The organism is Vitiosangium sp. GDMCC 1.1324, assembly GCF_003044305.1.
Lineage (GTDB): Bacteria > Myxococcota > Myxococcia > Myxococcales > Myxococcaceae > Archangium.
The window spans coordinates 102661-125105 of sequence record NZ_PZOX01000022.1 but is presented as its reverse complement, the minus strand read 5'-3'; the positions used below and the strand labels follow the sequence as shown (position 1 = coordinate 125105).

General features: G+C 69.3%; 17 protein-coding genes. 9 read left to right on the top strand and 8 right to left on the bottom strand.

The features are described from left to right. The first annotated feature begins 191 nt into the window (after nt 1-191). Entirely contained in the window at nt 192-1679 is a 1488-nt protein-coding gene (gene cysS / locus DAT35_RS44400) for a cysteine--tRNA ligase (RefSeq protein ID WP_108075388.1), read from the top strand. Nucleotides 1680-1743: 64 nt separating this feature from the next. Here cysS and DAT35_RS44395 read toward each other — a convergent pair whose 3' ends face one another. From DAT35_RS44395 to DAT35_RS44385, 3 genes are read right to left on the bottom strand one after another with little or no spacing between them, the layout of a single operon-like run. Continuing rightward, a complete protein-coding gene (locus tag DAT35_RS44395) occupies nt 1744-4800 on the bottom strand; it encodes an efflux RND transporter permease subunit (protein WP_108075387.1) in 3057 nt (1018 codons plus the stop codon). After that, complete coding sequence (locus DAT35_RS44390; RefSeq protein ID WP_158502139.1) at nt 4797-5909, bottom strand: efflux RND transporter periplasmic adaptor subunit; 1113 nt, start codon at nt 5907-5909, stop codon at nt 4797-4799. The genes DAT35_RS44395 and DAT35_RS44390 overlap by 4 nt, the downstream gene beginning before the upstream one ends. Then, nucleotides 5906-7081 carry a TolC family protein gene (locus DAT35_RS44385; RefSeq protein WP_108075385.1) on the bottom strand — a complete coding sequence of 392 codons (1176 nt, stop codon included), beginning with the start codon at nt 7079-7081 and terminating at the stop codon, nt 5906-5908. Before DAT35_RS44385 ends, DAT35_RS44390 begins: the two co-directional genes overlap by 4 nt. 157 nt (nt 7082-7238) lie before the next feature. Between DAT35_RS44385 and DAT35_RS44380 the strand changes: the two genes are divergently transcribed. From DAT35_RS44380 to DAT35_RS44355, 6 genes are all read left to right on the top strand, one after another. Further along, complete coding sequence (locus DAT35_RS44380) at nt 7239-8915, top strand: M20/M25/M40 family metallo-hydrolase (protein WP_108075384.1); 1677 nt, start codon at nt 7239-7241, stop codon at nt 8913-8915. An 80-nt stretch (nt 8916-8995) separates the two neighbouring features. Next, complete coding sequence (uvrB, locus tag DAT35_RS44375) at nt 8996-11161, top strand: excinuclease ABC subunit UvrB (RefSeq protein WP_108075383.1); 2166 nt, start codon at nt 8996-8998, stop codon at nt 11159-11161. Between the two features lie 6 nt (nt 11162-11167). Further along, nucleotides 11168-13105 carry an excinuclease ABC subunit UvrC gene (gene uvrC, locus DAT35_RS44370; RefSeq protein WP_108075382.1) on the top strand — a complete coding sequence of 646 codons (1938 nt, stop codon included), beginning with the start codon at nt 11168-11170 and terminating at the stop codon, nt 13103-13105. 138 nt (nt 13106-13243) lie between these two features. Beyond that, nucleotides 13244-13762 (top strand): DUF507 family protein, encoded by a 519-nt coding sequence (locus DAT35_RS44365; RefSeq protein WP_108075381.1) that lies wholly within the window; start codon nt 13244-13246, stop codon nt 13760-13762. Between the two features lie 90 nt (nt 13763-13852). Next, nucleotides 13853-15586 carry a hypothetical protein gene (locus DAT35_RS44360; protein WP_199243186.1) on the top strand — a complete coding sequence of 578 codons (1734 nt, stop codon included), beginning with the start codon at nt 13853-13855 and terminating at the stop codon, nt 15584-15586. A 71-nt stretch (nt 15587-15657) separates the two neighbouring features. After that, a complete protein-coding gene (locus DAT35_RS44355; RefSeq protein ID WP_199243185.1) occupies nt 15658-16026 on the top strand; it encodes a hypothetical protein in 369 nt (122 codons plus the stop codon). On the opposite strand, the gene DAT35_RS44350 is transcribed toward DAT35_RS44355, so the two are convergent. Genes DAT35_RS44350 through DAT35_RS44340 form a run of 3 tightly spaced genes read right to left on the bottom strand, consistent with a single transcriptional unit; the run spans nt 16016 to nt 19470 of the window. After that, a complete protein-coding gene (locus tag DAT35_RS44350; RefSeq protein WP_108075380.1) occupies nt 16016-16912 on the bottom strand; it encodes a DUF3108 domain-containing protein in 897 nt (298 codons plus the stop codon). The genes DAT35_RS44355 and DAT35_RS44350 overlap by 11 nt on opposite strands. Nucleotides 16913-16940: 28 nt before the next feature. Continuing rightward, a complete protein-coding gene (locus DAT35_RS44345; RefSeq protein ID WP_108075379.1) occupies nt 16941-18620 on the bottom strand; it encodes a DUF4091 domain-containing protein in 1680 nt (559 codons plus the stop codon). Between the two features lie 37 nt (nt 18621-18657). Then, nucleotides 18658-19470 carry a DUF3108 domain-containing protein gene (locus tag DAT35_RS44340; protein WP_108075378.1) on the bottom strand — a complete coding sequence of 271 codons (813 nt, stop codon included), beginning with the start codon at nt 19468-19470 and terminating at the stop codon, nt 18658-18660. 328 nt (nt 19471-19798) lie between these two features. Here DAT35_RS44340 and DAT35_RS44335 point away from each other — a divergent pair, with 328 nt between their 5' ends. Continuing rightward, entirely contained in the window at nt 19799-20005 is a 207-nt protein-coding gene (locus tag DAT35_RS44335; protein ID WP_108075377.1) for a hypothetical protein, read from the top strand. Nucleotides 20006-20036: 31 nt separating this feature from the next. Here DAT35_RS44335 and DAT35_RS44330 read toward each other — a convergent pair whose 3' ends face one another. Further along, nucleotides 20037-20702, bottom strand: a complete 666-nt coding sequence (locus DAT35_RS44330) for a YggS family pyridoxal phosphate-dependent enzyme (RefSeq protein WP_108075376.1) — start codon at nt 20700-20702, stop codon at nt 20037-20039. Then, entirely contained in the window at nt 20699-21298 is a 600-nt protein-coding gene (locus tag DAT35_RS44325; RefSeq protein ID WP_108075375.1) for a nucleoside triphosphate pyrophosphatase, read from the bottom strand. Before DAT35_RS44325 ends, DAT35_RS44330 begins: the two co-directional genes overlap by 4 nt. A gap of 46 nt (nt 21299-21344) precedes the next feature. On the opposite strand from DAT35_RS44325, the gene DAT35_RS44320 reads away from it, so the two are divergent. Beyond that, nucleotides 21345-22436: a diguanylate cyclase gene (locus tag DAT35_RS44320; RefSeq protein ID WP_108075374.1), complete on the top strand. Its 1092-nt coding sequence runs from the start codon at nt 21345-21347 to the stop codon at nt 22434-22436. Nucleotides 22437-22445 lie beyond the last annotated feature (9 nt).

The window sequence follows — 22445 nt, the reverse complement described above, 5'->3', positions numbered from 1 at the left end:
TCCCAGATTCGTCGGCCGACGGAGATGGGGGGCGGGCAGGCGAGGCGGAGGATAGTCGTTTTTCGGCGGCTCGGAGTGCCAACGGGACGTCAGAGTTGTCTCACATTGTCAGGCATTTGTGGTCCGATGCGTGGGGAAGTCCTAGAGTCCGGCTTTCCAACCCCGGATCCGACCCGCGGAGGTTCGAGCACGTGGCCGCAGCATCGATTCGCCTCTTCAACACGATGACGATGCAGAAAGAGACCCTGCAACCGGCAGTGCCGGGCAAGCTGGGGGTCTACGTCTGCGGCCCGACGGTCTACAGCTACGTCCACATCGGCAACGCACGGACGTTCACCTCGTTCGACGTGGTGGTGCGCTACCTGCGCTATCGCGGGTTCGACGTGAAGTACGTGCGCAACTACACGGATGTGGACGACAAGATCATCAAGGCCGCCCACGAGACGGGCGAGCAGCCGGTGGAGTTGGCGGCGCGCTTCGTGAAGATCTTCGAGGAGGACGCGCGGGCGCTGCACCTGGTCGAGCCGGACGTGTCTCCGAAGGTGAGCGGCAACATCCCGGAGATCATCCGCATCACCGAGACGCTGGTGGCCAAGGGGGTGGCGTACGAGTCGAAGGGGGACGTGTACTTCTCGGTGAGGCAGTACCCGGAGTACGCGAAGCTGTCCAAGCGCAACCTGGACGACCTGTGCGCGGGCGAGCGGGTGCAGCCGGGCGAGCAGAAGCACGAGCCGCTGGACTTCGCGCTGTGGAAGGCGGCCAAGCCGGGTGAGCCCTCGTGGGACAGCCCCTGGGGCAAGGGGCGGCCGGGCTGGCACATCGAGTGCTCGGCCATGAGCGCGAAGTTCCTCGGAGAGACCTTCGACATCCACGGCGGGGCGTTGGACCTCATCTTCCCGCACCACGAGAACGAGATCGCCCAGAGCGAGGCGGCGAGCGGGAAGACGTTCGCGCGCTACTGGATGCACTGCGGCTTCCTCGATCTCGAGGGGGCGAAGATGTCCAAGTCGCTCGGGAACGTGGTGCGGCTGAGGGACGCGCTGGAGAAGGTGGACGCGGAGGCGCTGCGCTTCTTCTTCCTGTCGACGCACTACCGGCACCCGCTGGGCTTCTCGGACAAGGGGCTGGCGGACGCGGAGCAGCGCATGGAGTACTTCTACGAAACGCTGCGCAAGGTGGACGAGCGCGTGGGCGGGAAGGACTTCGGCAAGGGCGCGCTGTACGGCGAGCCGGCGAAGTTCCTCTCCGAGTTCGAGTCGCAGATGGATGACGACTTCAACTCGGCGGGAGCGCTGGGGGCGCTGTCGGGCCTGTTCGGGCTGATGAACGAGCTGACGGATAAGCCGCCGGTGAAGGACAAGGCACAGGTGGGGCGGACGCTCCAGGCGCTGCGCGCGGACGTGCGCAAGGTGTCGGGGGTGCTGGGCCTGTTCGAGGACGAGCCCTCGCAGTGGCTGCTGCGCCGGCGGGATCGCGCCGTGAAGGAGCGGGGCATCGACGTGGCGAAGGTGGAGCAGTTGCTCCAGGCCCGAGCGGATGCACGCAAGGCGAAGAACTTCGCAGAGGCGGATCGGCTGCGCGAGGAGCTCAAGGGGCTCGGGGTGGAGAGCATGGACACGGCGGGAGGCACGGTGTGGAAGGTGGCTCCGCCGCCAGATGCGAAGGCTCCGGGCGCCTGAGCGCCCTCGGCGTGAAGCGCAGATGAGGGGAACACTCGAGGTGCCGTGAGGGCGCGTCGAGCGTTCAGCCTTGAGGGAGCGGGTTGGCCGGTGCCGCTGGCGGCGGGGGCCGATGCCTCCCTCCCGAGAGGAGCAGGGGAAGCAGCAGCAGCGTGGCGCTCGTGGAGAACGCGAGACCCCCGAGCACGAAGATCGCGAGCGGCCGGTGCATCTCGGAGCCCGCGCCCAGCCCGAGCGCGAGCGGGATGAGCGCCACCAGGGTAGCCACGGTGGTCATGAGGATCGGCCGGAGGCGCTCGCGTGCGGCTTCGTGGATGGCGTCCACCCCGGTGACGCCGCGCTCCTCTGCGGCGATCACGTGGTCCAGCATCAGGATGCCGTTCTTCACCACGAGCCCGACCAGCAGGATGGCGCCCATCAGCGACGAGAGGTTCAGCGGCACTCTGGTGACGAAGAGCGTCGCCACACCGCCCGCGAGCGCGATGGGCGTGGCCGCGAGCACCGCGAGCGACCGGGTGAAGGAGCGGAGCTGGAAGAGCAGCACCGCCATGACCGCGACGAGCGCGATGATGAGCACGAGAAGCAGCGAGCGGAACGTCTCGGACTGGCGGTTCGCCTGCCCCGCGAGCTCGACGCTGTAGCCGGTGGGCACCTGGAACGAGGCGAGCACGCCGCGCACGTCCGTGGCCACCTGACCCAGGCTCGCGCCGGAGATGCGCCCCGTGATGTGCACCATGTTGCGCTGGTTGTCGCGCAGGAGCTCGGCGGGAAGACAGCTGTCCTCGAACCGGCCGAGCGCGGCCACGGGGACGCCAGCCCCCGCGGGCGCCACCACGCGCGCGTTGTCGAAGGCGCCGAGCGGCGGATTGTCTGGGACGGCGAAGCGGACGCGCAGGTTCTGGAGGTGGTCCGGTTTGCGGAGCTGCGTGGGGACGTCGCCGAGGAAGCCACCGCCGAGTTGATCCGCCACATCCGACGTCGTGAGCCCGGCCCGGCCCGAGGCGAGTGGCGAGACGTGCAGCGAGCGCTCGGGGGCGCAGCCCGGGTCGCCGTTGAACATGTCCACGAGCCCGTTCACCTTCGAGAGCCGTTCGCTCGCATCCGCCGCGAGCGACAGGAGCACGGCGGGGTCCGGACCGTAGATCTTCACCTCGATGGGCTCCGGCGCACCTTCGAGATCTCCAAGCACGTCAGCGAGCACCTGGATGAACTCCACACGGACCCCGGGAACCTGTGCGGCGATCTTCTCGCGCTGCTCATCCATGACCTCTTCGATGTCGCGGCTGCGCTGGCGCTTGAGCCTCACCGCGATGTCGCCTCTCGAGCTGAGCGTCGCGGTGGCGGGTCCGAGCTCCGCGCCGAGGCGCCTCGAGAAGCTCTGGACTTCTGGACTCTCGGTGATGATGTGCTCGATCTGGGAGGCGAGCCGGTCCGCCTCATCCAGCGACGCGCCCACCGGAGCGAAGTAGTCGAGCACGAACGAGCCCTCGTCGGACTCCGGCAGGAAGCCCGTCTCCACCTGCGTGAGCAGAAACGCTCCGACCACCACGGTCAGCGCGGTGATCCCGAGCGCGAGCGCGCGGTGCCGGAGCACGAACTCGAGCAGCCGCTCGTAGCGGCGCACGAACGCGGGAGGCTCGGTCTTCCGCTGGATCGGCCGGAGGAAGCGCGCGGCGAGCACCGGCAGCACCGTGAGCGCGATGACGAGCGAGATGAGCACCGCGGAGGCAAGGGCGATGGAGAGCGCCACGAAGAACTGCCCGGGGACTCCGGAGAGCAGCCCGAGCGGAAGGAAGACGACCACCGTCGTCAGGGTGGTGCCGACGATGGGCCAGAAGAGCTCATCGGTTCCGCGCCGTGCGGACTCGTCCGGCGGCATCCCCGCTTCCTGGTGCTTGTGCACTGCCTCGATGACCACCACCGCGTCATCGATGATGAGCCCGATGGCGACCGCGAGCCCGCCCAGTGTCATCAGGTTCAGGGTCTGGCCGAGCGCCTTCAACGCGAGCAGTGAGATGCCCAGGGTGAGCGGCAGCGCGAGTGCGGCGAGCAGGGTGGCACGCCAGTTCTTGAGGAACAGCGCGAGAATGACGACGACGAGCAGGGCTCCGAACAGCACCGAGTCGCGGACGCTGTTCACCGCCTCGTGCACGAATTCGGCCTGCTCGTAGACGGGCTTCACCTCGACACCCGGGGGCAGCGAGGGCTTGAGCCGTTCGACCGTGTCGAGCGCTTCGGCGTTCAGGGTGAGGATGTCTCCGCCGAGCCTCCGCGCGACGTTCACGATGGCGCCCGGCTTGCCATCCACGCGGATCTTCGAGCGCGCCGGCTCCACGCCCTCGCGCACGGTGCCCAGGTCGGAGACGCGCAAGGGCGCCGTCTCCGTGCCCCCGACGACGACGTTGGCGATGTCCTCCGGGTTCAGGAGCGCGCCGGTGACCGTGCCGAGCACCAGCTCATGCCCATCCTCGAGCCGCGCCACCGTCCGCACCGTGTTGGCCGCCGCGATTTTCTGGCCCACCGTCTGGAGGCTGAGATGCGCCGCCTCGAGCCGCGCCGGCTCCAGCAGCACCTGGGTCTCCGGGATGTCCGACGATTGCACCGTGACGAGCCCGACGCCGGGGAGCCCGGAGAGCGCGGGGCGCAACGAATACTGGGCGATCTCATAGAGGCGTTGGGGCGGGTAGGGGCCCTCCACGTTGAACGAGAGGATGGGAAACCCGGAGGGCAGCACGCGCTCGGCGATGACCTCGGCGTCCGGCGGCAGCGTCGAGCGCGCCTCGGCGAGCCGCGAGAGCACGAGCGGATGCGCCTGTGCCATGTCCGTGCCTTCGGCGAAGAAGAGCGAGACCTCCGCCGCGCCGCGGATGGTCCGGCTCCGGACCCGCTCCACACCTGGGACGGAGATGAGCGCCTCCTCGAGCCTGCGGGTGACGTTCGTCTCGACGATCTGCGCGGAAGCGCCCGGAAGCGCGGCCACCACCTGCTCACGCGCGAAGGTCAGCTCCGGGTACACACCCTTGGGAATGGAGCCGGTGACGTACGCGCCCACCAGGCAGGCGAAGACGCACAGGAAGACGATGCCGCGCCCGTGGCGGAGCGCGAACTCCGCTGCTCTCATGGGGTTGGCTCCGTCCCACCGTCGAAGCTGACGGTCGTGCCGTCGGGAATGGCATAGCCACCTCCCGCGACCACGAGCTGGCCGACCGGCGGCCCCGCGCGGAGCTCCACGAACTCGCCATCGCTGGCGCCGAGCTCGACCGGGACGTTCTCCGTCTTGCCTTCCTTCGTGACGGTGGTGACGGCAGCCCGCGAAGTGGCTTTGCCATTCTCCGTCACATCCGACCGGATGAGCGCCGACGCCGGAACGGCCGGAACGCCTGGGTGCACCGCCAGGGCCACTCTGGCCAGCGCGAGCTGCCCGAGGCGAAGTGTGCCCGGGTTCGTGACCCGGATCCGCACGACGCCAGCGCCCGTGACTGGATCCACCGAGGGGGACAACGCGAACACCTCACCGGGCACCGGGTCCGCGCCTTCGACGAGGAGCTCCGCGCGCTGACCCTTGGACAGGCGCGCGAGCGAAGCGGCTGGGATGTTCGCCCGCAGCTCCAGCTGCTCGATTCTCGCCACCTCCACGACCGGCTTCGATGGATCCACGCTCTCGCCCGGCGCGGCGAAGACGTGCGCGACGACGCCGTTGAACGGAGCTCGGAGCTCCGCGCGCGCCACCTCCCGCCGGGCGATGGACTCGCTCGCCTGCGCCGTCTTGAGCTTTGCCTGTGATGCCGCGAGCTGGGCTCGTGCGTCGTCCGCATCCTGCCGGGCACTCACCCCCGCGTTGACGAGCATTTCGGCGCGGTGGAGCTTCTCCGCGTCGTTACGGACCGCCGCCTCGGCATCGGTGACCGCCGCCTGGGCCTGCGCGAGCGCATCCCGGAGTGGCGCGGGGTCGATCGCCGCGACCACCTGTCCCTCCTTCACCGCATCTCCTTCCGCGACCGGGACGCTCACGAGCCGGCCCTGGGCGAGCGGCGCGAGCTTCACGTCATTCCCCGGCACGGCTTCCAGCGTGCCGGTGATCTCCACCTTCGGCGTGAGATCCCTCTTCACGACCGGCGTCACCTTCACGGGGAGCGGTGGTGGCTGGGTCTCCTCGGCGGGCTTCTGGCAGGCGAGCAGGGCGTGGCAGAGCGTGACGGCGAGGACAGCGAGGGCGAAATGACGGCTCACGGCGACAACTCCTCCAGGTCCGCGATGGCCTCTTGGAACTGGAGGATCGCGGCGATGGCTTGCGATTCATCGTTGGCGAGCCCGGATTGTGCCTGCAGCACGGACGCGAGGGGCGTCTTGCCCACCGAGTACGCGAACCGCGCGAGCTCCTCCACCCGGCGCGCCTCGGGCAGCAGCCGATCGCGGTAGAGCAGGGCCTTGCGCTGTGCCGCCTCCAGTCGGGCCCGCGCCGCCGCCCGAGCGGACTCCACCCGGGCCACCGTCGCCTGCTCCTGCGCAGCGAACTGGGCCGCTTCCGCCTCGGCGCGGTGGATGGGGCCGCGGTTCCACGACAGGAGTGGCAGGTCCGTGTTGACGGTCACGCGGACGCCCACCCTCGGAAAGCTGGACGTCGGCTGCTGGAGCTCGACGGCCACGCCGGGGACCGGCACGACGGCGACCCGCTCACGTGTTGCACGCGCCAGGGCCGCTTCACGCTCGAGCCGCGCCGTGACGGCTTCCGGGTGGGACGCGGGTGGCGTCTCGGCGAGCAGGGAAGGGGAGGGGGGCTGGATCGTGAGCGGGTCCGCTGCGACCAGGTCCGTCCCCCTCGCGAGGCCGAGGTGCTGGGCCAGCGCGACCTGGGCCTCCCGTACCTGCGTCTCCCGGTCGACGGCCTCCTGCGTGGCGCGCTCGTGCTCGAGCGCCGCCTGTCGTGCATCCAGCTCGGAGGCGGTCCCCACGTCGAAGCGCTGTTTCGTCCCGTCCGCCACCAGCTTCGCGAGCTCGGCCAGCCGCACACCAACCTGGGCCTGGGCCTGGGCCGCCGCGAGCGCGAAATAGAGGCGCCGGACCTGCGCCCGCACGCGCTGCCTCGTCCAGGTCACCTTCGCCTCGGAGGCGCGCACGTCCGCCTCGGCGGCGGCGATGGCCGTGCCTCGCTGGCCGAAGATCGGGAGCCGCTGCTCGATGCCGCCGAAGAGGTAGGGCTCATCCGGGCCATAGCTCACGGTGGCCAGGGGGTTGGGCAGGGCGCCCGCGGTCTGGACCTCCGCTTTCGAGATGGCCGTGCCGAGTTGATCGGCGATGAGCTCGGGGCTCTGCCGGTCCGCGAGCGAGAGTGCCTGCTCGAAGGTGAGAGGCGTCCCGTTGGTGGCAATCACGACCGTGACGAGGGTAGCGACCGCGATCATCCCGAAAACCCTACTCCTTCGTCGAGGAGGACGCGTGCTCGCCTCGGCCCTTCTCTGTCTTTTCTCGGCCTTCTCCAGCTCGAGGGTCTACCGTCCAACCTTCCGAGTGAAGATCCCCCCTGCGATACCGGGCAGGTCATGTTAGGGCTCACCCGACATGAAGCGATCGTTGGTATTCCTCGCTCCCTTGCTAGTCCTGCCGCTCGCCGCCCGGGCGCAGCTCACGACGCCGATGGAAAAGACCGCTTCCCGGACCATCGACGCCGGGGACCTCCGGGCCCATATCGGCTTCCTGTCCTCGGATCTGCTGGAGGGCCGGGGTCCTGGCACCCGTGGCGATGCACTGGCCCAGCAGTACATCGCGACGCAGTTCCAGCTCCTCGGCCTGAGGCCCGTGTTGCCGGACGGGAGCTACCTGCAGCCCTTCGAGCTGGTGGGCATGACGGGCCACCCGGAGACGCTGTCCTTCGTCAGCGCCTCGGGCCGCACGCAGCTCCAGTACCATGACGACTTCATCGCGTACTCGGGCGTGCAGACTCCGGAGGCCCGGCTCCAGGACTCGGAGCTGGTCTTCGTGGGCTACGGCATCCAGGCGCCCGAGTACGGGTGGGACGACTTCAAGGGAGTAGACCTGAGGGGCAAGACGCTCCTCATCCTGAACAACGATCCGGAGGACGACCCGGCGCTCTTCGGAGGCAAGGCACGGCTCTGGTACGGCCGGTGGGACTACAAGTACGACCAGGCCGCGAAGGAGGGAGCGGCGGGGGCGATCATCATCCACACCACGCAGAGCGCGGGCTACCCGTGGCAGGTGGTGCAGACGTCCTGGTCGGGCGAGCAGCTCGAGCTGCCGGCCTCGGGCGAGGTGCCGCGCCTGCAGGTGAAGGGCTGGACGACGGAAGAGGCCACGCGCCGGGTGCTGCGGCTCACGGGAGCGGACCTGGACACGTTGCGAGCGGCGGCACAGAAGCGCGACTTCCAGCCGGTGGAACTGGGCGTGAAGGTGTCCACACGCTTCGCCAACCAGGTGCGCCGCCGGCCCACGGCGAACGTGCTGGGCCTGTTGCCGGGGAGCGACCCGAGGCTGTCCCGCGAGGTGGTGCTCTACACGGCGCACCATGATCACCTGGGTATGAAGGCGGACGCGAAGCCGGGCGAGGATGCCATCTACAACGGAGCGGTGGACAACGCGTCCGGTGTAGCGGCGATGCTCGACGTGGCGAAGGCCTTCGCCGCGCTGCCGAAGGCGCCGCCGCGCTCCATCCTCTTCGCGGCGGTGGCGGCCGAGGAGCAGGGGCTGTTGGGTTCGCAATACCTGGCCGAGCACCTGCCGGTACATCCGGGGCGCGTGGCGGCCAACATCAACATCGACGGGCTCAACATCCACGGGCGCACGCGGGACGTGACGGTCATCGGGTTGGGCAAGTCCTCGCTGGACAAGCCGCTGACCGCGCTGGTGCAGGCGCAGGGGCGCATGGTGAGGGCGGACCAGTTGCCGGACCGGGGGTTCTTCTACCGCTCGGACCAGTTCAACTTCGCGAAGCTCGGCATCCCCGCCGCCTACTTCAGCAGTGGCATGGACTTCATTGGCCGGCCGCCGGGTTGGGGCAAGGAGCGCCGGGAGCGGTGGGAGGCCCAGCACTACCATCAGCCCTCGGACGAGCTGGGCCCGGACTGGGACTTCTCCGGCGCGGTGGAGGACGTGCGGCTCTTCTTCCTGCTCGGCGCCAACGTGGCCCGGACCCAGGAGCTGCCCCGCTGGAACAAGGGGGACGAATTCGAGGCCCCCCGCCTCCGGGCGCTCGAGGCCCTGAAGTCCGAGGGGGCGAGGTAGCGCGCGCTCCGTCATTTCCCGGGCAGGCGGATGATTTTGAACCCGGCATCCCCGTACTCCAGGTGTTAAATCCCTGGGCCATGCCTGAGTTCCAGATCGTCAGCGACTACAAGCCCCAGGGCGACCAACCGCGCGCCATCGGTGAGCTCACCGAGGGACTGCTGCGGGGAGACCGGTACCAGACGCTGCTCGGCGTCACGGGTTCGGGCAAGACGTTCACCATGGCGAACATCATCGCCAACGTGAAGCGGCCCACGCTGCTCATCGCGCACAACAAGACGCTCGCCGCCCAGCTCTACGGTGAGTACAAGTCGCTCTTCCCAAACAACGCCGTCGAGTACTTCGTCTCCTACTTCGACTACTACCAGCCCGAGGCCTACATCCCCACGACGGACACGTTCATCGAGAAGGACTCCTCGGTGAACGATGAGATCGAGCGGATGCGTCACTCGGCCACGCACTCGCTGCGCACGCGTGATGACGTGCTCATCGTGGCCAGCGTGTCCTGCATCTACGGCCTCGGTACAGCGCGCTCGTACGTGGACATGGCCGTGCGCGTGGACGTGGGCGCCGAGCTGGGCCGAGACAGCTTCATCCGCAAGCTGGTGGAGAGCCAGTACGATCGCAACGACCTCGACTTCCACCGCGGCACCTTTCGGGCCCGAGGCGACACCGTGGAAGTGTTCCCCGCCTACGAGGAGGAGCGCGCCGTGCGCGTGAGCTTCTTCGGCGACGAGGTGGAGAAGATCACCGAGTTCGATCCGCTGCGCGGCACGACGCTGGGCGCACTGGAGAAGGTCGTCATCTTCCCCGCGAGCCACTACGTCACCGAGGTGGACACGCGCAAGCGGGCCCTGGAGACCATCCGCGACGAGCTGACCGAGCGCCTCCAGCAGTTCAAGAACGAGGGCAAGCTGCTCGAGGCCCAGCGGCTGGAGCAGCGCACGCTGTACGACCTCGAGATGATCGAGCAGGTGGGTTACTGCAACGGCATCGAGAACTACTCGCGGCACTTCTCGGGCCGGATGCCCGGCGAGGCCCCGCCGTGCCTGCTGGACTACTTCCCGCGCAACATGCTGGTGCTCATCGACGAGAGTCACCAGACGGTGCCCCAGGTGGGGGCCATGTATCGCGGTGACCGTTCGCGCAAGGAGACGCTGGTGGGGCACGGCTTCCGTCTGCCCAGCGCCCTGGACAACCGCCCGCTCAAGTTCACCGAGTTCGAGGACATGGTGCAGCAGGCCATCTTCGTCTCCGCCACTCCCGCCGAGTACGAGCTGCAGAAGTCCAAGGGCGTGGTGGTGGAGCAGATCATCCGCCCCACGGGCCTGACGGACCCCGAGGTGGAGGTGCGGCCGGCGCGCAACCAGGTGGACGATGTGCTGGAGGAGGTGCGCAAGCGCGTGGCGAAGAACGAGCGCGTGCTCGTCACCACCCTCACCAAGCGCATGGCGGAGGACCTCACCGAGTACCTCGCCGACGTGGGCGTGAAGGTGCGCTACCTGCACTCGGACATCGGTGCCATCGAGCGCACCGCCATCATCCGCGACCTGCGCAAGGGCGAGTTCGACGTGCTGGTGGGCATCAACCTGCTGCGCGAGGGCCTCGACATCCCCGAGGTGTCCCTGGTGGCCATCTTCGACGCGGACAAGGAGGGCTTCCTGCGCAGCCACGTGTCCCTCATCCAGACCATCGGCCGCGCCGCGCGCAACCTCAATGGCCGCGTCATCATGTACGCGGAGGGCATGACGGACTCGATGAAGCTGGCCATCGAGGAGACCAACCGTCGCCGTGAGGTGCAGCGCGCCTTCAACGAGCAGCACGGGATCACGCCCAAGGCGGTGAAGAGCAACATCCTCGACCTGTCCGAGCACCTGTACGACGCGGATCCGTCCGCGCTGCCCATGGCCGCCGACTCGGCCAGCGACGTGCTGGAGCCCAAGGAGATCAAGCGCCTCATCGGCGAGTTCACCAAGGACATGCAGCACTACGCCGACGAGATGCAGTTCGAGAAGGCCGCGGAGATCCGCGACCGCATCCTGCTGCTCAAGGACATGGAGCTGGGGCTCAAGCCGCCCAGCCGTTCGCTGCTCAAGGCCCCGGCCAAGGCAGCGGATGAGAAGAAGCCCGGGACGCCCGGTCCTCGCGGCAAGCGCGGAGCCCCGTCACGAGGCAAGGGCGGCGGCGGGGGTGGGAGTGGCCCGCCTCACGGCAAGACGGGCATTGGGCCGAGGAGGAGCCGCTAGCCCCGTATGGACGCGAAGCTCGAAGCGAAGCTGGACGCCCTCCCCACCGAGCCCGGCGTGTACCTGATGAAGGACCGCCGGGGCGACATCATCTACGTGGGCAAGGCGGTCAATCTGCGCAACCGGGTGCGCTCGTACTTCACCCGCACCGGAGACACGCGCGCCTTCGTGTCGCTGTTGGACCAGTTCCTCGGCGACATCGAGACGGTGCTCGTCCACAACGAGAAGGAAGCGCTCCTCCTCGAGAACGAGCTCATCAAGAAGCACAAGCCGCGCTTCAACGTCCTCCTCAAGGACGACAAGCAGTACATCTCGCTGCGGCTCGACCGGACCCAGCCCTATCCGCGGCTGGAGGTGGTCCGGAAGTACCAGAAGGACGGTGCGCGCTACTTCGGCCCGTACTCCAGCGCGAGCGCCATCCGCGAGACGCTGCGCATCATCAACCGCTACTTCCACCTGCGCACCTGCACGGACCACGTGCTCGCCAACCGCAAGCGGCCCTGTCTGCTGCATCAGATCGGCCGCTGCCCCGCGCCCTGCGTCTACCCCGTTCCCGAGGAGGCGTACCGCAAGAGCGTGGACGAAGTGGTCCTCTTCCTCGAGGGCAGGGCGGGAGAGCTGGTGGAAGGGCTGCGCGCCCGCATGAAGCAGGCCTCGGGCGAGCTCAAGTTCGAGGAGGCCGCGCGCATCCGCGACCAGTTGCTCGCCATCGAGCGCAGCCTCGAGCGCCAGAAGGTGGCCACCACCGACTTCAAGGACCAGGACGTCTTCGCCTTCCACCGCGAGGGAGACCGGCTACTCGTCTACGTCCTCTACGTGCGCCAGGGCCGGCTCAACGGCGGCCAGGCCTTCCCGTTGGGCAGCCAGGAGTTCCCCGACGAGGAACTGCTCCCGTCCTTCGTCAACCTCTACTACGACCAGGGCAACTTCGTGCCGGAGGAGGTCCTGCTCCCGTTGGACATCGAGGAACGCGAGGGCCTGGAGGCGCTGCTCTCCGAGCGCAAGGACGAGAAGGTCCGCGTGATGGTGCCCAAGCGCGGTGAGAAGCGCGACCTGGTGGACATGGCGCGCAAGAACGCCGAGCAGGCCGTGCTCGAGCGCCGCCGCACCAAGGACGAGACGGAAGGGGTGCTGCGCCGGCTCCAGGAGCGGCTCCACCTGCGCCACCTGCCGCGCCGCATGGAGTGCTTCGACATCTCGCACTTCCAGGGCTCCAGCATCGTCGCCTCGCAGGTGGCCGCCACCGACGGGGAGATCGACAAGTCGCGCTACCGCCGCTACCACGTCAAGACGCTGGAGAAGCAGGACGATTTCGCCAGCATGCATGAGATCATCACCCGCAGGCTCAAGCGCGGCCAGGAGGATGGGGACCTGCCCGATCTGCTGGTCATCGACGGCGGCAAGGGACAGCTCGCCAGCGCGCTCGCCGCCGCCAAGGACCTGGGCGTGGAAGGGGTGGACATCATCTCCCTGGCCAAGAGCCGGGACCTGGATGTCCACGACCGCGACGAGGAGAGCGCCCGCAGCCCCGAGCGCGTCTTCATCCCCCACCGCAAGGATCCCATCGTCCTGCGGCAGAACTCGGCGGAGCTCTACCTGCTCACCCGCCTGCGCGATGAGGCCCACCGCTTCGCGATCACCTTCCAACAGAAGAGCATGCGCAAGGGCAACTTCCACTCCGTCCTGGAGGAGATTCCGGGAGTGGGGGAGGTGCGCAAGAAGACGCTCCTGCGCCACTTCGGCTCGCTCAAGAAGGTGCGCGAGGCCACCATCGAGGAGCTCGCCGAGGTGCTCGGACCCACACTGGCCGAGCGGGTCCACGCGGCGCTCCACGGTCATCCCGAGGACGACCCAGAGGATCCCATCCGGGAAGCCTCCCTGGCGGATGCGGGTGCCCTGGTGGACGAAAAGTCAGAAGAAGGGTCGCCACCCGGCTCGCCGTGATTAATTTCCGCTCGAAAGCGGGTCGGCAAAAGCCGCTGAATCCGCGATGTTCCTGGGGTTTTTCATTGCGGCTGGGCTCCGCGCTGATTTATAGCGAACTGGTCCAGTCGAGACGTCTTCAAGGGGCGAGGGACCGACATGAGGCTCTATCCAAAGGTGATCCCGATCATCTCCCGGGAGGTCGTCCAGAGGCTGATGCAGGACGGGGATATCGAGGTGGAGCCGATGCGCGTGGCTGACGCCGAGATGGACCTGTCCGCCATCATGCGAGAGTACCTGGCGAACGAGGAGCGGGTGAATCAGGCCACGCGCGAGGCTCTGGAGCGGCGCGGCTATGACTACTCCAAGTTCAATCAGGTCAAGCGTGAGATGGCCGACGTTCGCGGCTTCAAGATGGGCGACGAGGGAATCGAATACGTCATCAACCAGATGATCGAGTTCCTCCTCATCAGCCGGAACGTCGAGGAGGTCTACGCCGCCGATAACATCCTGCGGCAGAAGATCCACGGGGTGATGAAGAAGCACCTGGACGTGGACGAGGAGATCGACAAGGAGGCTCGCTCCCGCCTGAAGCATCTGCAGGAGGGCACCAGCGCCTTCGACATCGAGTACAACAAGACGGTGGAGCAGATCCGCCGCGCTCGCGGTCTCATCTAGGCGGCTGGAGCGGGCCCCTGCCCGCCCAGTTGCTTCAAGCCGTCATCCGGCGCCTCCGCTGCCTACCCTCTCCGGGAGGAGGCAGCGTCGATGGCGGGGATTCTCTCCAGCTTCGTGCTCACCGGGCTGCTCGCGGCCGGTCCGGTCGGTTTCACCTTCGATGGTCCCGAGGCCACCGCGCGGACGGTGGGAAACGTCGGGTTCTTCACACAGGGCCCGGTGCCCTTCACGGACCTCTTCGAGCGGGGACGCGGCTCGGCCGAGCTGTCCGTGCAGGATCGCATCGCGGACCCCCGGGCGACGTACGGTGACGTCGGGCGCCTGGTGGCCACGTTCGAGCTCGCGGGGGTTTTGTACCGGGTGGAGCTGGATCAGGCGGGCTTCCCGCCCGGGTCGGTCTCCCCTCCAGCCCAGGCCATCGCGGGCGGGGTGGTGCTGAACCAGGACCTGCATGGGGGTGCACCGCTCGGCTTCTCCAACATGTCGCGCGAGCGGGCGGCGGCGGCCGTTTGGGGCGTGGGCCGCGTCTGGCGCAACGGGGAGCTGCTCACGGACTCGGCCGTCATCCACGCCGCCGCGCTGGCGTGGGGGGCGCACGCGGATGACGACACCTTCCGGGTGTTGCCGGTGGCTCGTCCGGGGGACACCGAGCTGGACGTGCTGGTGTGGAACCTGCCTCGCGAACTCGAGCCGCGCGGCTTCATCCAGTTCGACTTCGACGACGTGGCCATCACCGTGGCGGGGGTGGAGGTGCCCTCGGTCGCGGTGGTGCCCACGGCGGGGGTCTACGCGGGGGTGGCGCCCCCGGCCTCTCCGGTGCCGGATGGGGCCTCGCTGGGCGCCGTTCCCAACACCGCGGCGGTCCAGCAGGCGGTAGGGGGCGCCGGCCAGGCGGGCACGCCGGTGGGAACGGCCACGACCACTCCCACGACCCCTCCCTCGACCACGCCTACAACCACTCCCACGACCGTGGGGGGCGTGCAGGCTGAAGCCACTCCCGTGGCCACGGATGGTCTGTCGGACCCGGTGAAGACGGAGCAGGTGGCACCCCAGGCGGATACGACCCTGCCGGGACCCGCCAGTCAGTTGGGCGGGGTGACCGAGCCCTTCCTGAACCCGGGCCGGGTGGCGATCTCCACGCAGACCGGCACCCAGCCCGCGGTGCAGACGCCCGGCTTGACGACCACACCCATCGTCCCGGATGCCTTCCTGACCCAGAACAACGAGGGACGCGTCGCGCTCAGCGCGAGCGAGCCCGCGCCGGTCGGTCAGCTCGGGGAGCAGCTTCCCACCACTCCGACGTCGCCCGTCGTCCCGGATGCCTTCCAGAACCCCGCGCGGGTGACGAACCCCAGCCCGGCCACGGCGGGCGGGTTCGTGCCATTGACGGCCGCTCCGCAGTCCACGTCGCTGTCCACCCGGGGCACCTTCTCCGTGGTGCCGCTGGTGCCCGGAGTGGCCGGGCCGGAGCTCGCCTTCGGTGGCACGCGGGTGACGTCCGGGCTGGTGCGCACGCCGAGCCCCGCGCAGGTGGCGACGCCCGCCGTGCCGCTCGTTTCCACTCCGGCGCCCCTCAACTCCCAGCCGCCCGTGCCGCTCGTGTCCAACCCGCTGCCGCTCAACGGGCAGCCCGCGGTGCCGCTCGTCGCCTCGCCGCCGCCGCTCAACTCGCAGCCCATCTCCGCCACGTTGCCTGGCACCCCGGCGTCGGCGGCGGCTCCGAGCACGTCCACGGTGCCGGGCCTGGTGTCCTCTCCCAACACGGCGACGACAGCCCCGCAGCCCACGAGTGCGCCTCCTCCGGGTGCCGTGCCCTCGCCCTGAGCTCCCTCCGGGCGAGGGTGGGGCCGGGGCGAAAAATTGACCCTCTGCTACTGGCCTGTAGCTTGTCGCACATGACGACACCCGCTGCCGCCCTCGTTGCCGCTCCCGCGACGCTGCGCCGCGCGGGGGCCGATCCGCTCCGCCAGGCGGTGGAGCACCTCGGCCACTCGCTGCCCGAGCGCGCCGATTCCACCGTGCTGCTGGACTTCCTGGAGGATGATCTGCGCGAGGGCCTGGAGGCGCTCGGCGACGTCGAGGCGCACTTCGCCGACGTGCTCGAGGCCCTCCAGCCGGGCATGCTGTCCTCGCTGTCGCTGCTCCAGGCCGGGGACGACTACCTCGTGCTGCAGCGGCTGGAGCTGCTGATCGACGTGGTGACGCGCGTGCGCCGCCGGCTGTCGCAGGCGGCGGGGCTGATGCGTCAGACGTCTACCACTTGAGGTGCTCCTTGCCCTGGGCCTGCTGAGCCTTCTCGCCCGGGCGGGAGAACGAGGTGAGGGTGGCGCGCACGGCTCCGAGGTCGATGGCGCCCACGGCCGCGAGCGGCAACCGGCGATCGTCGTCGGAGATCCACACGTGCACCTCGCGCGTCATCGAGGGCTTGTCCAGGCGCACCGCGGTGCCGACCAGGTGCCAGGCCTCGAACTCGCCGAGGGGCGTGGACACGTGCTCGCGCTTGAGCACGCTGCCCGTCATCCGCCACATGCGGCGCACGCCGTAGACGTCGAAGCACAGGGGCAGGCCCTCCTTCATGGGGAGCTGGCGCATCATGTAGACGGTGCCGGCCACGTCCATGCCCTCGTGCTGGTAGGTGTAGTCGTTGTGGCCCGGCTTGCCCCTCTGGACGTAGTCCACCCGGACGCTGCGGTTCTTGGCGTTGAAGGCCACGTCCACCGTGCGGCGCTGCTCGTTCTCCGTGGCGTCCTCGGTGTAGCGCGAGGGCCGCAGCGTCTTCGGGTGCATGTAGCTCACCGCGGTGGCGTCTACGCGGCGCACCTTGGAGAAGAAGGAGTTGGTCTGCACTCGCACCTGCACCGGGAGCGAGCCGTCCTGCTTCTTCTGCACCTGCATCGTCATCTTGCCGGCGGTGGCGCCCATCGCGTCGAGGTCGAACTCGAGAATCTCGCCCGGAGCGAAGGCCAGCGGGCTGCGAAGGGTGGGCAGCTTCTGGGCGCACGGAGGCACGGGGGTCGGAGCTGGTGCCGGTGCCTGGGTGGGCGGCGGAGCCTTGTGTTCCTCGGGCCCGTCCGCGTCCGGCAGCTGGGCCCAGGCGGTGGAGGTGAGGCTGAACAGGAGGGCCGCGAGGGCTGTGCGCATGGCGTTCATCCTTGATTCCAGGTGAGAAGTCTCCACGTCACTTCGGACGGACGCCCGAACGCTTCGCGTATTCGGACGCTTCCCAGCGCTTCCTCAGCCGCGTGGTCATCTCCCGGCGCACCTGCTCCCACTGCCGGGCATCCGTCTCCACTTCATAGCCCGAGCGGGCGAGCCGCCGCGCGGCCTCCCGGGCGAATGTCCGCTCGCCGAGCGCCTCGAGCAGCCGGAGGTACTCGTAGTCCTCGAGCCCGTCTCGGATGTGTTTGAGGCGCAAGGATGTCACGGGCTGGTGGCGGCTGAATCCGGGCCGGGCCGGAGTGCCCGGGTAGAAGAGGGTGCCGTCGCCGTTGCCGCCGAACTCGAAGACGTCCTGCCAGGGGTCCTTCGTGTTGTAGGCGTAGACGGTGTCGAAATAGAGCTCGCCGTCGACTCCGGCGAGGAAGGCCAGCGGGCCCATGGCCCGGTTGAGCGGGGCGGGGTGGTCCACCATGTAGGAGGCCCAGCCGCTGTAGGCCTTCTCGACCGCGGGGTCCTCGGCGGGGCCACCGGTGCAGCCGTGCGAGTTGCAGCTCTGGTACCACCACACCTTCACACGGGGATCGAGCCTGCCGCGCAGCGTCTGCGGGGAGAGGACGTTGCGGCACGTCTGGGGCCCGGGGCGGGGGAAGAAGCAGTTGAGGGTGGGCGTGAGGATGTCCGCCGAGCCACGCAGCGCGTCATCCAGCGGGGCGGTGACGAGCACCGGCACGTCCTTGTTGGCGGCGCGCACCCGGAGCGCCTGGGCGCGAACGAGTGGCACGTCCTCCGGCTTCGGCTCGTCCTTGGCGTAGAAGAAGAGCTGCGTGCGCCAGCCCTTGTCGTGGAAGTGCTCGGCGAAGGCGCGGTAGTACGCGGCCTTCTCCGCGTCGGTGCGGGCCGCCGGGCTGTCGCGCACGTCGGTGGTGGTGAAGCGGGCCCCCGAGGGCAGCGCCGTCCCCTCGAGGAAGGGCGCCAGCTCCGCGTCGTAGGCGCGGAAGTCCACCACGGGCTTGCCGCCTTCGAAGCGCACCGGCGGGGGTTGCATGCTCATGCCGTGGGCGCTGATGCGGTGGGCCAGCAGCTCGCGAGCGTAGTCATGCAGGAGCTCGCGGGCCTCGGGGGACTCGGGCTTCAACCCGTGGCCCCGGGCGATGCTGTAGAGCGAGATGCCGAAGCTGTTGGGCAGTGAGGACGTGGCCGGCAGGACGAAGGGCTGCACCTCCGCGGTGAAGGGGACGGGCGCGAGCGGCTTGCCATCCGCCTCCACGCTCAGCGCGCCCTGGTACGTGCCCGGCGCCTGGGCCTCCAGCGTGCACAGCTCCACGTAGAGGACTGCGGGGACTTCCCGCGCGCCGGGCGGGGCCTCCACCGGCACGAGCGGGTCCGGCCACGGCCCCGTGCCTCCCTGCGAGTTGGAGGGCGTCTTCACGTCCAGGTAGGCCTCGCGCCACACCGAGGCCTCCAGGGCCTTGCCCGGCCCGCGCAGCGTCAGGGGCTTCACCTTCACGCGCGAGGTCCCCGGCGGCAGCACCACCTGGGCGCCCTCGCACTCACCGCGGGCGAGGCTCAACCGGGCCTCCTTCTCGCCCTTCAGCGTGACTCCCGGCCGCACCTTCTCCAGCGCGGATACCACCCGAGGCTCGGGCGCCGCGGCCAGCATCCCCGCGAGCACCCACTCCGCCACCCAACCCGCCCCCATGCTGCCCCCCGTTCCGCGCCTACCGCACGGCGCCGCTCTAGGTTTCGTTCCGGGCCGTCGCCGCCGGAGCCGGCGCGAGGACCTTGCCCTGCTCGTACTCCGTCAACTCCGCGACGATGGAGCCCAGGGCGAGCTCCGCCTCGATGCGCACCGGCAGGTGCCGAGCGTCCGCCGTCAGCCAGGCCACCAGGTCGCGCTTGGAGGCCAGGTTGCCGGAGAACTCGGTGTACACGCGCAGCCGGTACACCTCCTGCTTCCCCAGCTCCGTCTTCAGGGTCTCCTTCGCCTCCACCTTCGCCTTCATCGTGAAGCTCTTCGTGCCGGTGAAGACGGGGTAGGTGTACTCCTTGCCCACCTCCAGCGCGCGGTTGCGCAGCGCGAACGTCGCCCCGGCCACGTCGAGGGTGCCCTCGGCCAGCTCGTGGTTGTACTCGCGGGGCGTCTCGCCCCCCTTCTGCTTCACCACCACGGCGGACCTGCCGTCCTCGCTCTGCTTCACGCGCATGCGGCGGCGCTGGTGGTTCTCGTCCTCGAGCATGTCCGAGCCCAGCACCCGCTGCGCCCCGTGCTCCCAGTAGGAGACGAACTTGTCCTTGATGGGCCACACCCCCGCCACCGCCTCCGACTTCGCCACCGCCACGATGGGCCACACGTCCTTGCCCCACTGCTTCATGGGCGCACCCACCGTCACCTGCGCCGAGCCCGCCGTCACCCCCAGGAACTGGACGCGATAGCGCGCCTGCTCACCCGGGCCGAAGGCGGACCGCGCCTCTCCCTGGGCGAGGGCCGCCCCCGACAGCAGGAGGCTGAACAGCAATCCGGTGAACACTCCCTTGCACTGCTCGCGCATCGATGGCTCCTGGCTCGGTGCTCCGCGACCTGGCCAGTTGGCAGGTGCGGAAGGTAGGCAGCCGCATCCTGGCGCGCCAACTCCTCCGCCAGACCGCAACCCCCCGGCTGCATCTTCGTGGACGAATCGCCGGTGGGCGCATTCAACCGTGGATTCCGCCATTCATGCCCGCCCGGGTGGATGGCGGGCGGGGCCCGGCCGTCCTGCATGCGGCCAGGCGCCTCTCACTCCAGGTGGGGTAGAAGAGCCGCTCCCCCCACGAGGCTGCTAGCCTGGGCGCGGCCGGCCGGTGTGCCGGAGCCGTTTCCTGGCCCAGAGGAGGGACGCGATGCCGTTGGACTACTACGTGGACGAGGACGAGAAGGACTCGGGTGCGAAGGGGGCCCGCAAGGACTTCGACTGCCCCGAGTGCAATGCCAACAATCCGCTCGAGGACGCGCTCGCGGACGGCCAGGAGGTGCTCTGCAACTACTGCGGCTGCGAGTTCTTGGTGAAGGCCCAGGACAACGGCCGCTTCAAGTTCAAGGAGCTGTGAGCTCCCCGGGCAGGGCTCGGGGAGCCGTCCCTCAGGTCCGCTCGCCGAAGATGGCGGTGCCCACCCGGACCAGGGTGGCTCCTTCTTCGATGGCCAGCTCGAAGTCATGGGTGGTGCCCATGGACAGGCCCGTCAGCCCGTGTTGCCGGGCCAACTCCCGCAGCGTGCGGAAGTAGCCGCGCGCCACCTGCTCGTCCTCGGTGGGCGGGGGCAGCGACATGAGGCCCTCCACCCGCAACCCTGGCAGCGCACGCACGGACTCCAGGAAGGGCCCGAGTGCCTCCGGCGCCAGCCCGCTCTTGCTGGCCTCGCCGCCCACGTTCACCTCGACGTAACAGGGAATGGGCGAGTCCTGCCGGCGGCGGGACAGCTCCTGCGCCACCTCCAGCCTGTCCAGCGCGTGGAAGGCGAGCGCGGCCTTCGCCACATACTTCACCTTGTTCGTCTGCAGCGGCCCGATGGCGTGCCAGCGCAGGCCCTCCAGGTTCGCCAGCTCCGCGGCCTTGTCCCGCAGCTCCTGCGCGTAGTTCTCCCCGAAGTCCCGCTGCCCCGCCGCATACGCCTCGCGGATGAGGGCCGCCGGCTTCAGCTTGGACACGGCCACCAGGGTGACGGACCCGGGCTCCCGGCCCGCGCGGGCACACGCCTTCTCCACTCGCGCCCGTATCTCCGCCAGCCGCTCGGCGACACCGCTCATGGCTTGCTCCAGGGAAGGGGAACGCCGGCCCGGGTGAGCAACTCGAGCGTCTCACCCAGGGGCAGGCCGATGACGTTGGTGGGGCTGCCCTCCACGGCCGCCACCAGGAAGCCGCCCTTGCCCTGGATGGCATAGCCGCCCGCCTTGTCCAGGGACTCGCCCGTGCTGGCGTACCAGGCGATCTCCCCCGCGCTCAGCGCCCGGAAGGTCACCCGGGTGCGCACCACCAGGGAGTGCTCGGCCGTGGGGCCGGCGAGCGCCACGCCCGTCTGGACCTCGTGTGTCCTACCTGACAGCCGGCCCATCATCTCCCGGACCTCGGCCGCGTCGTGGGGCTTGCCGAGCAGCTCGTCCCCGAGGACGACGGTGGTGTCCGCCGCCAGGACCCAGGCCCCGGGATTGCGGGCCGCCACCACACGGGCCTTTTCCCGGGCCAGCCTCAGCACGTAGGCTTGCGCTGCCTCGCCCTGGTGGGGGGTTTCGTCGATGTCCGCCGCGGACACCTCGAAGGACAGTCCGAGCTGGCCGAGCAGCTCGCGCCGACGCGGCGAAGCGGATGCGAGAACGAGCCGGGTTTGACCCACTGATGTGTGCATGTTACGGCTCGCCTCTAGCAGAACTGCGCCCTGGAGTGGACTCTGGATGAATCCCGCGGACCTGCTCGCGGCCATGACGCGCACGGTGGAGCAGTTGGCCGCCTATAACGACATCGCCAAGGCGCTCACCTCGACGCTCGAGCTGCGAGAGGTGCTGAACCTGATGATGGAGAAGGTGCGCAGCCTTCTCAGACCCCGCAACTGGTCGCTGCTGTTGGTGGATGAGCGCACGGGCAAGCTCTACTTCGAGATCGCCGTGGGGGATGGGGCCGAGGCGCTCAAGGGGCTGCAACTGGCCTCGGGCGAGGGCATCGCCGGCACCGTCTTCTCCACGGGGACGGCCCGGCTGGTGGAGGACGTGTCGAGGGATCCCGCCTTCGCCTCGCGCTTCGATGATGCGTCGGCCTTCCACACCCGCTCCATCGTGGCGGTGCCGCTCATCGCGCGGGGGCAGGTGCTGGGCGTCATCGAGCTGGTGAATGGCGTGGCGGACCGGCCCTTCACCCAGGATGACCTGATGGCGCTCACGGCCATCTCGGATTTCGCGGCCATCGCCATCGAGAACGCGCGCAACTTCCGGCGGGTGCAGGAGCTCACCATCACCGACGAGCACACGGGCGTCTTCAATGCCCGGCACCTGCGCGCGCAGCTGGAGCACGAGGTGCGGCGCTCGCAGCGCTTCCACCACCCGGTGTCGCTCATCTTCCTGGACCTGGACCGGTTCAAGTCCATCAACGATGCCCATGGGCACCTGGTGGGCAGCGCCGTGCTGAAGGAGGTGGGCGAGCTGCTCGTCTCCTGCTGCCGGCAGCTGGACTACGTCTTCCGCTATGGCGGGGACGAGTTCGCCCTGCTGCTGGTGGAGACGGGCACGGACGGGGCGATGACGAGCGCCACGCGCATCCGCGATGTCTTCCGCACCCGGCACTTCCAGCAGGCGCAGGGGCTGGACCTGCAGGTGACGGCGAGCCTCGGGGTGGCCACCTACCCGGAGCACGCGCTGTCCTCGGTGGACCTGGTGCGGGCGGCGGACTTCGCCATGTACGCCGCCAAGGCGCGAGGCCGCGATGACGTCTGCGTCGCCGTGCCCCACGGGGACATGCCGGGTGGCGTGGCGATGAAGCCCGGCCGGAAATGAAGAAGGGGG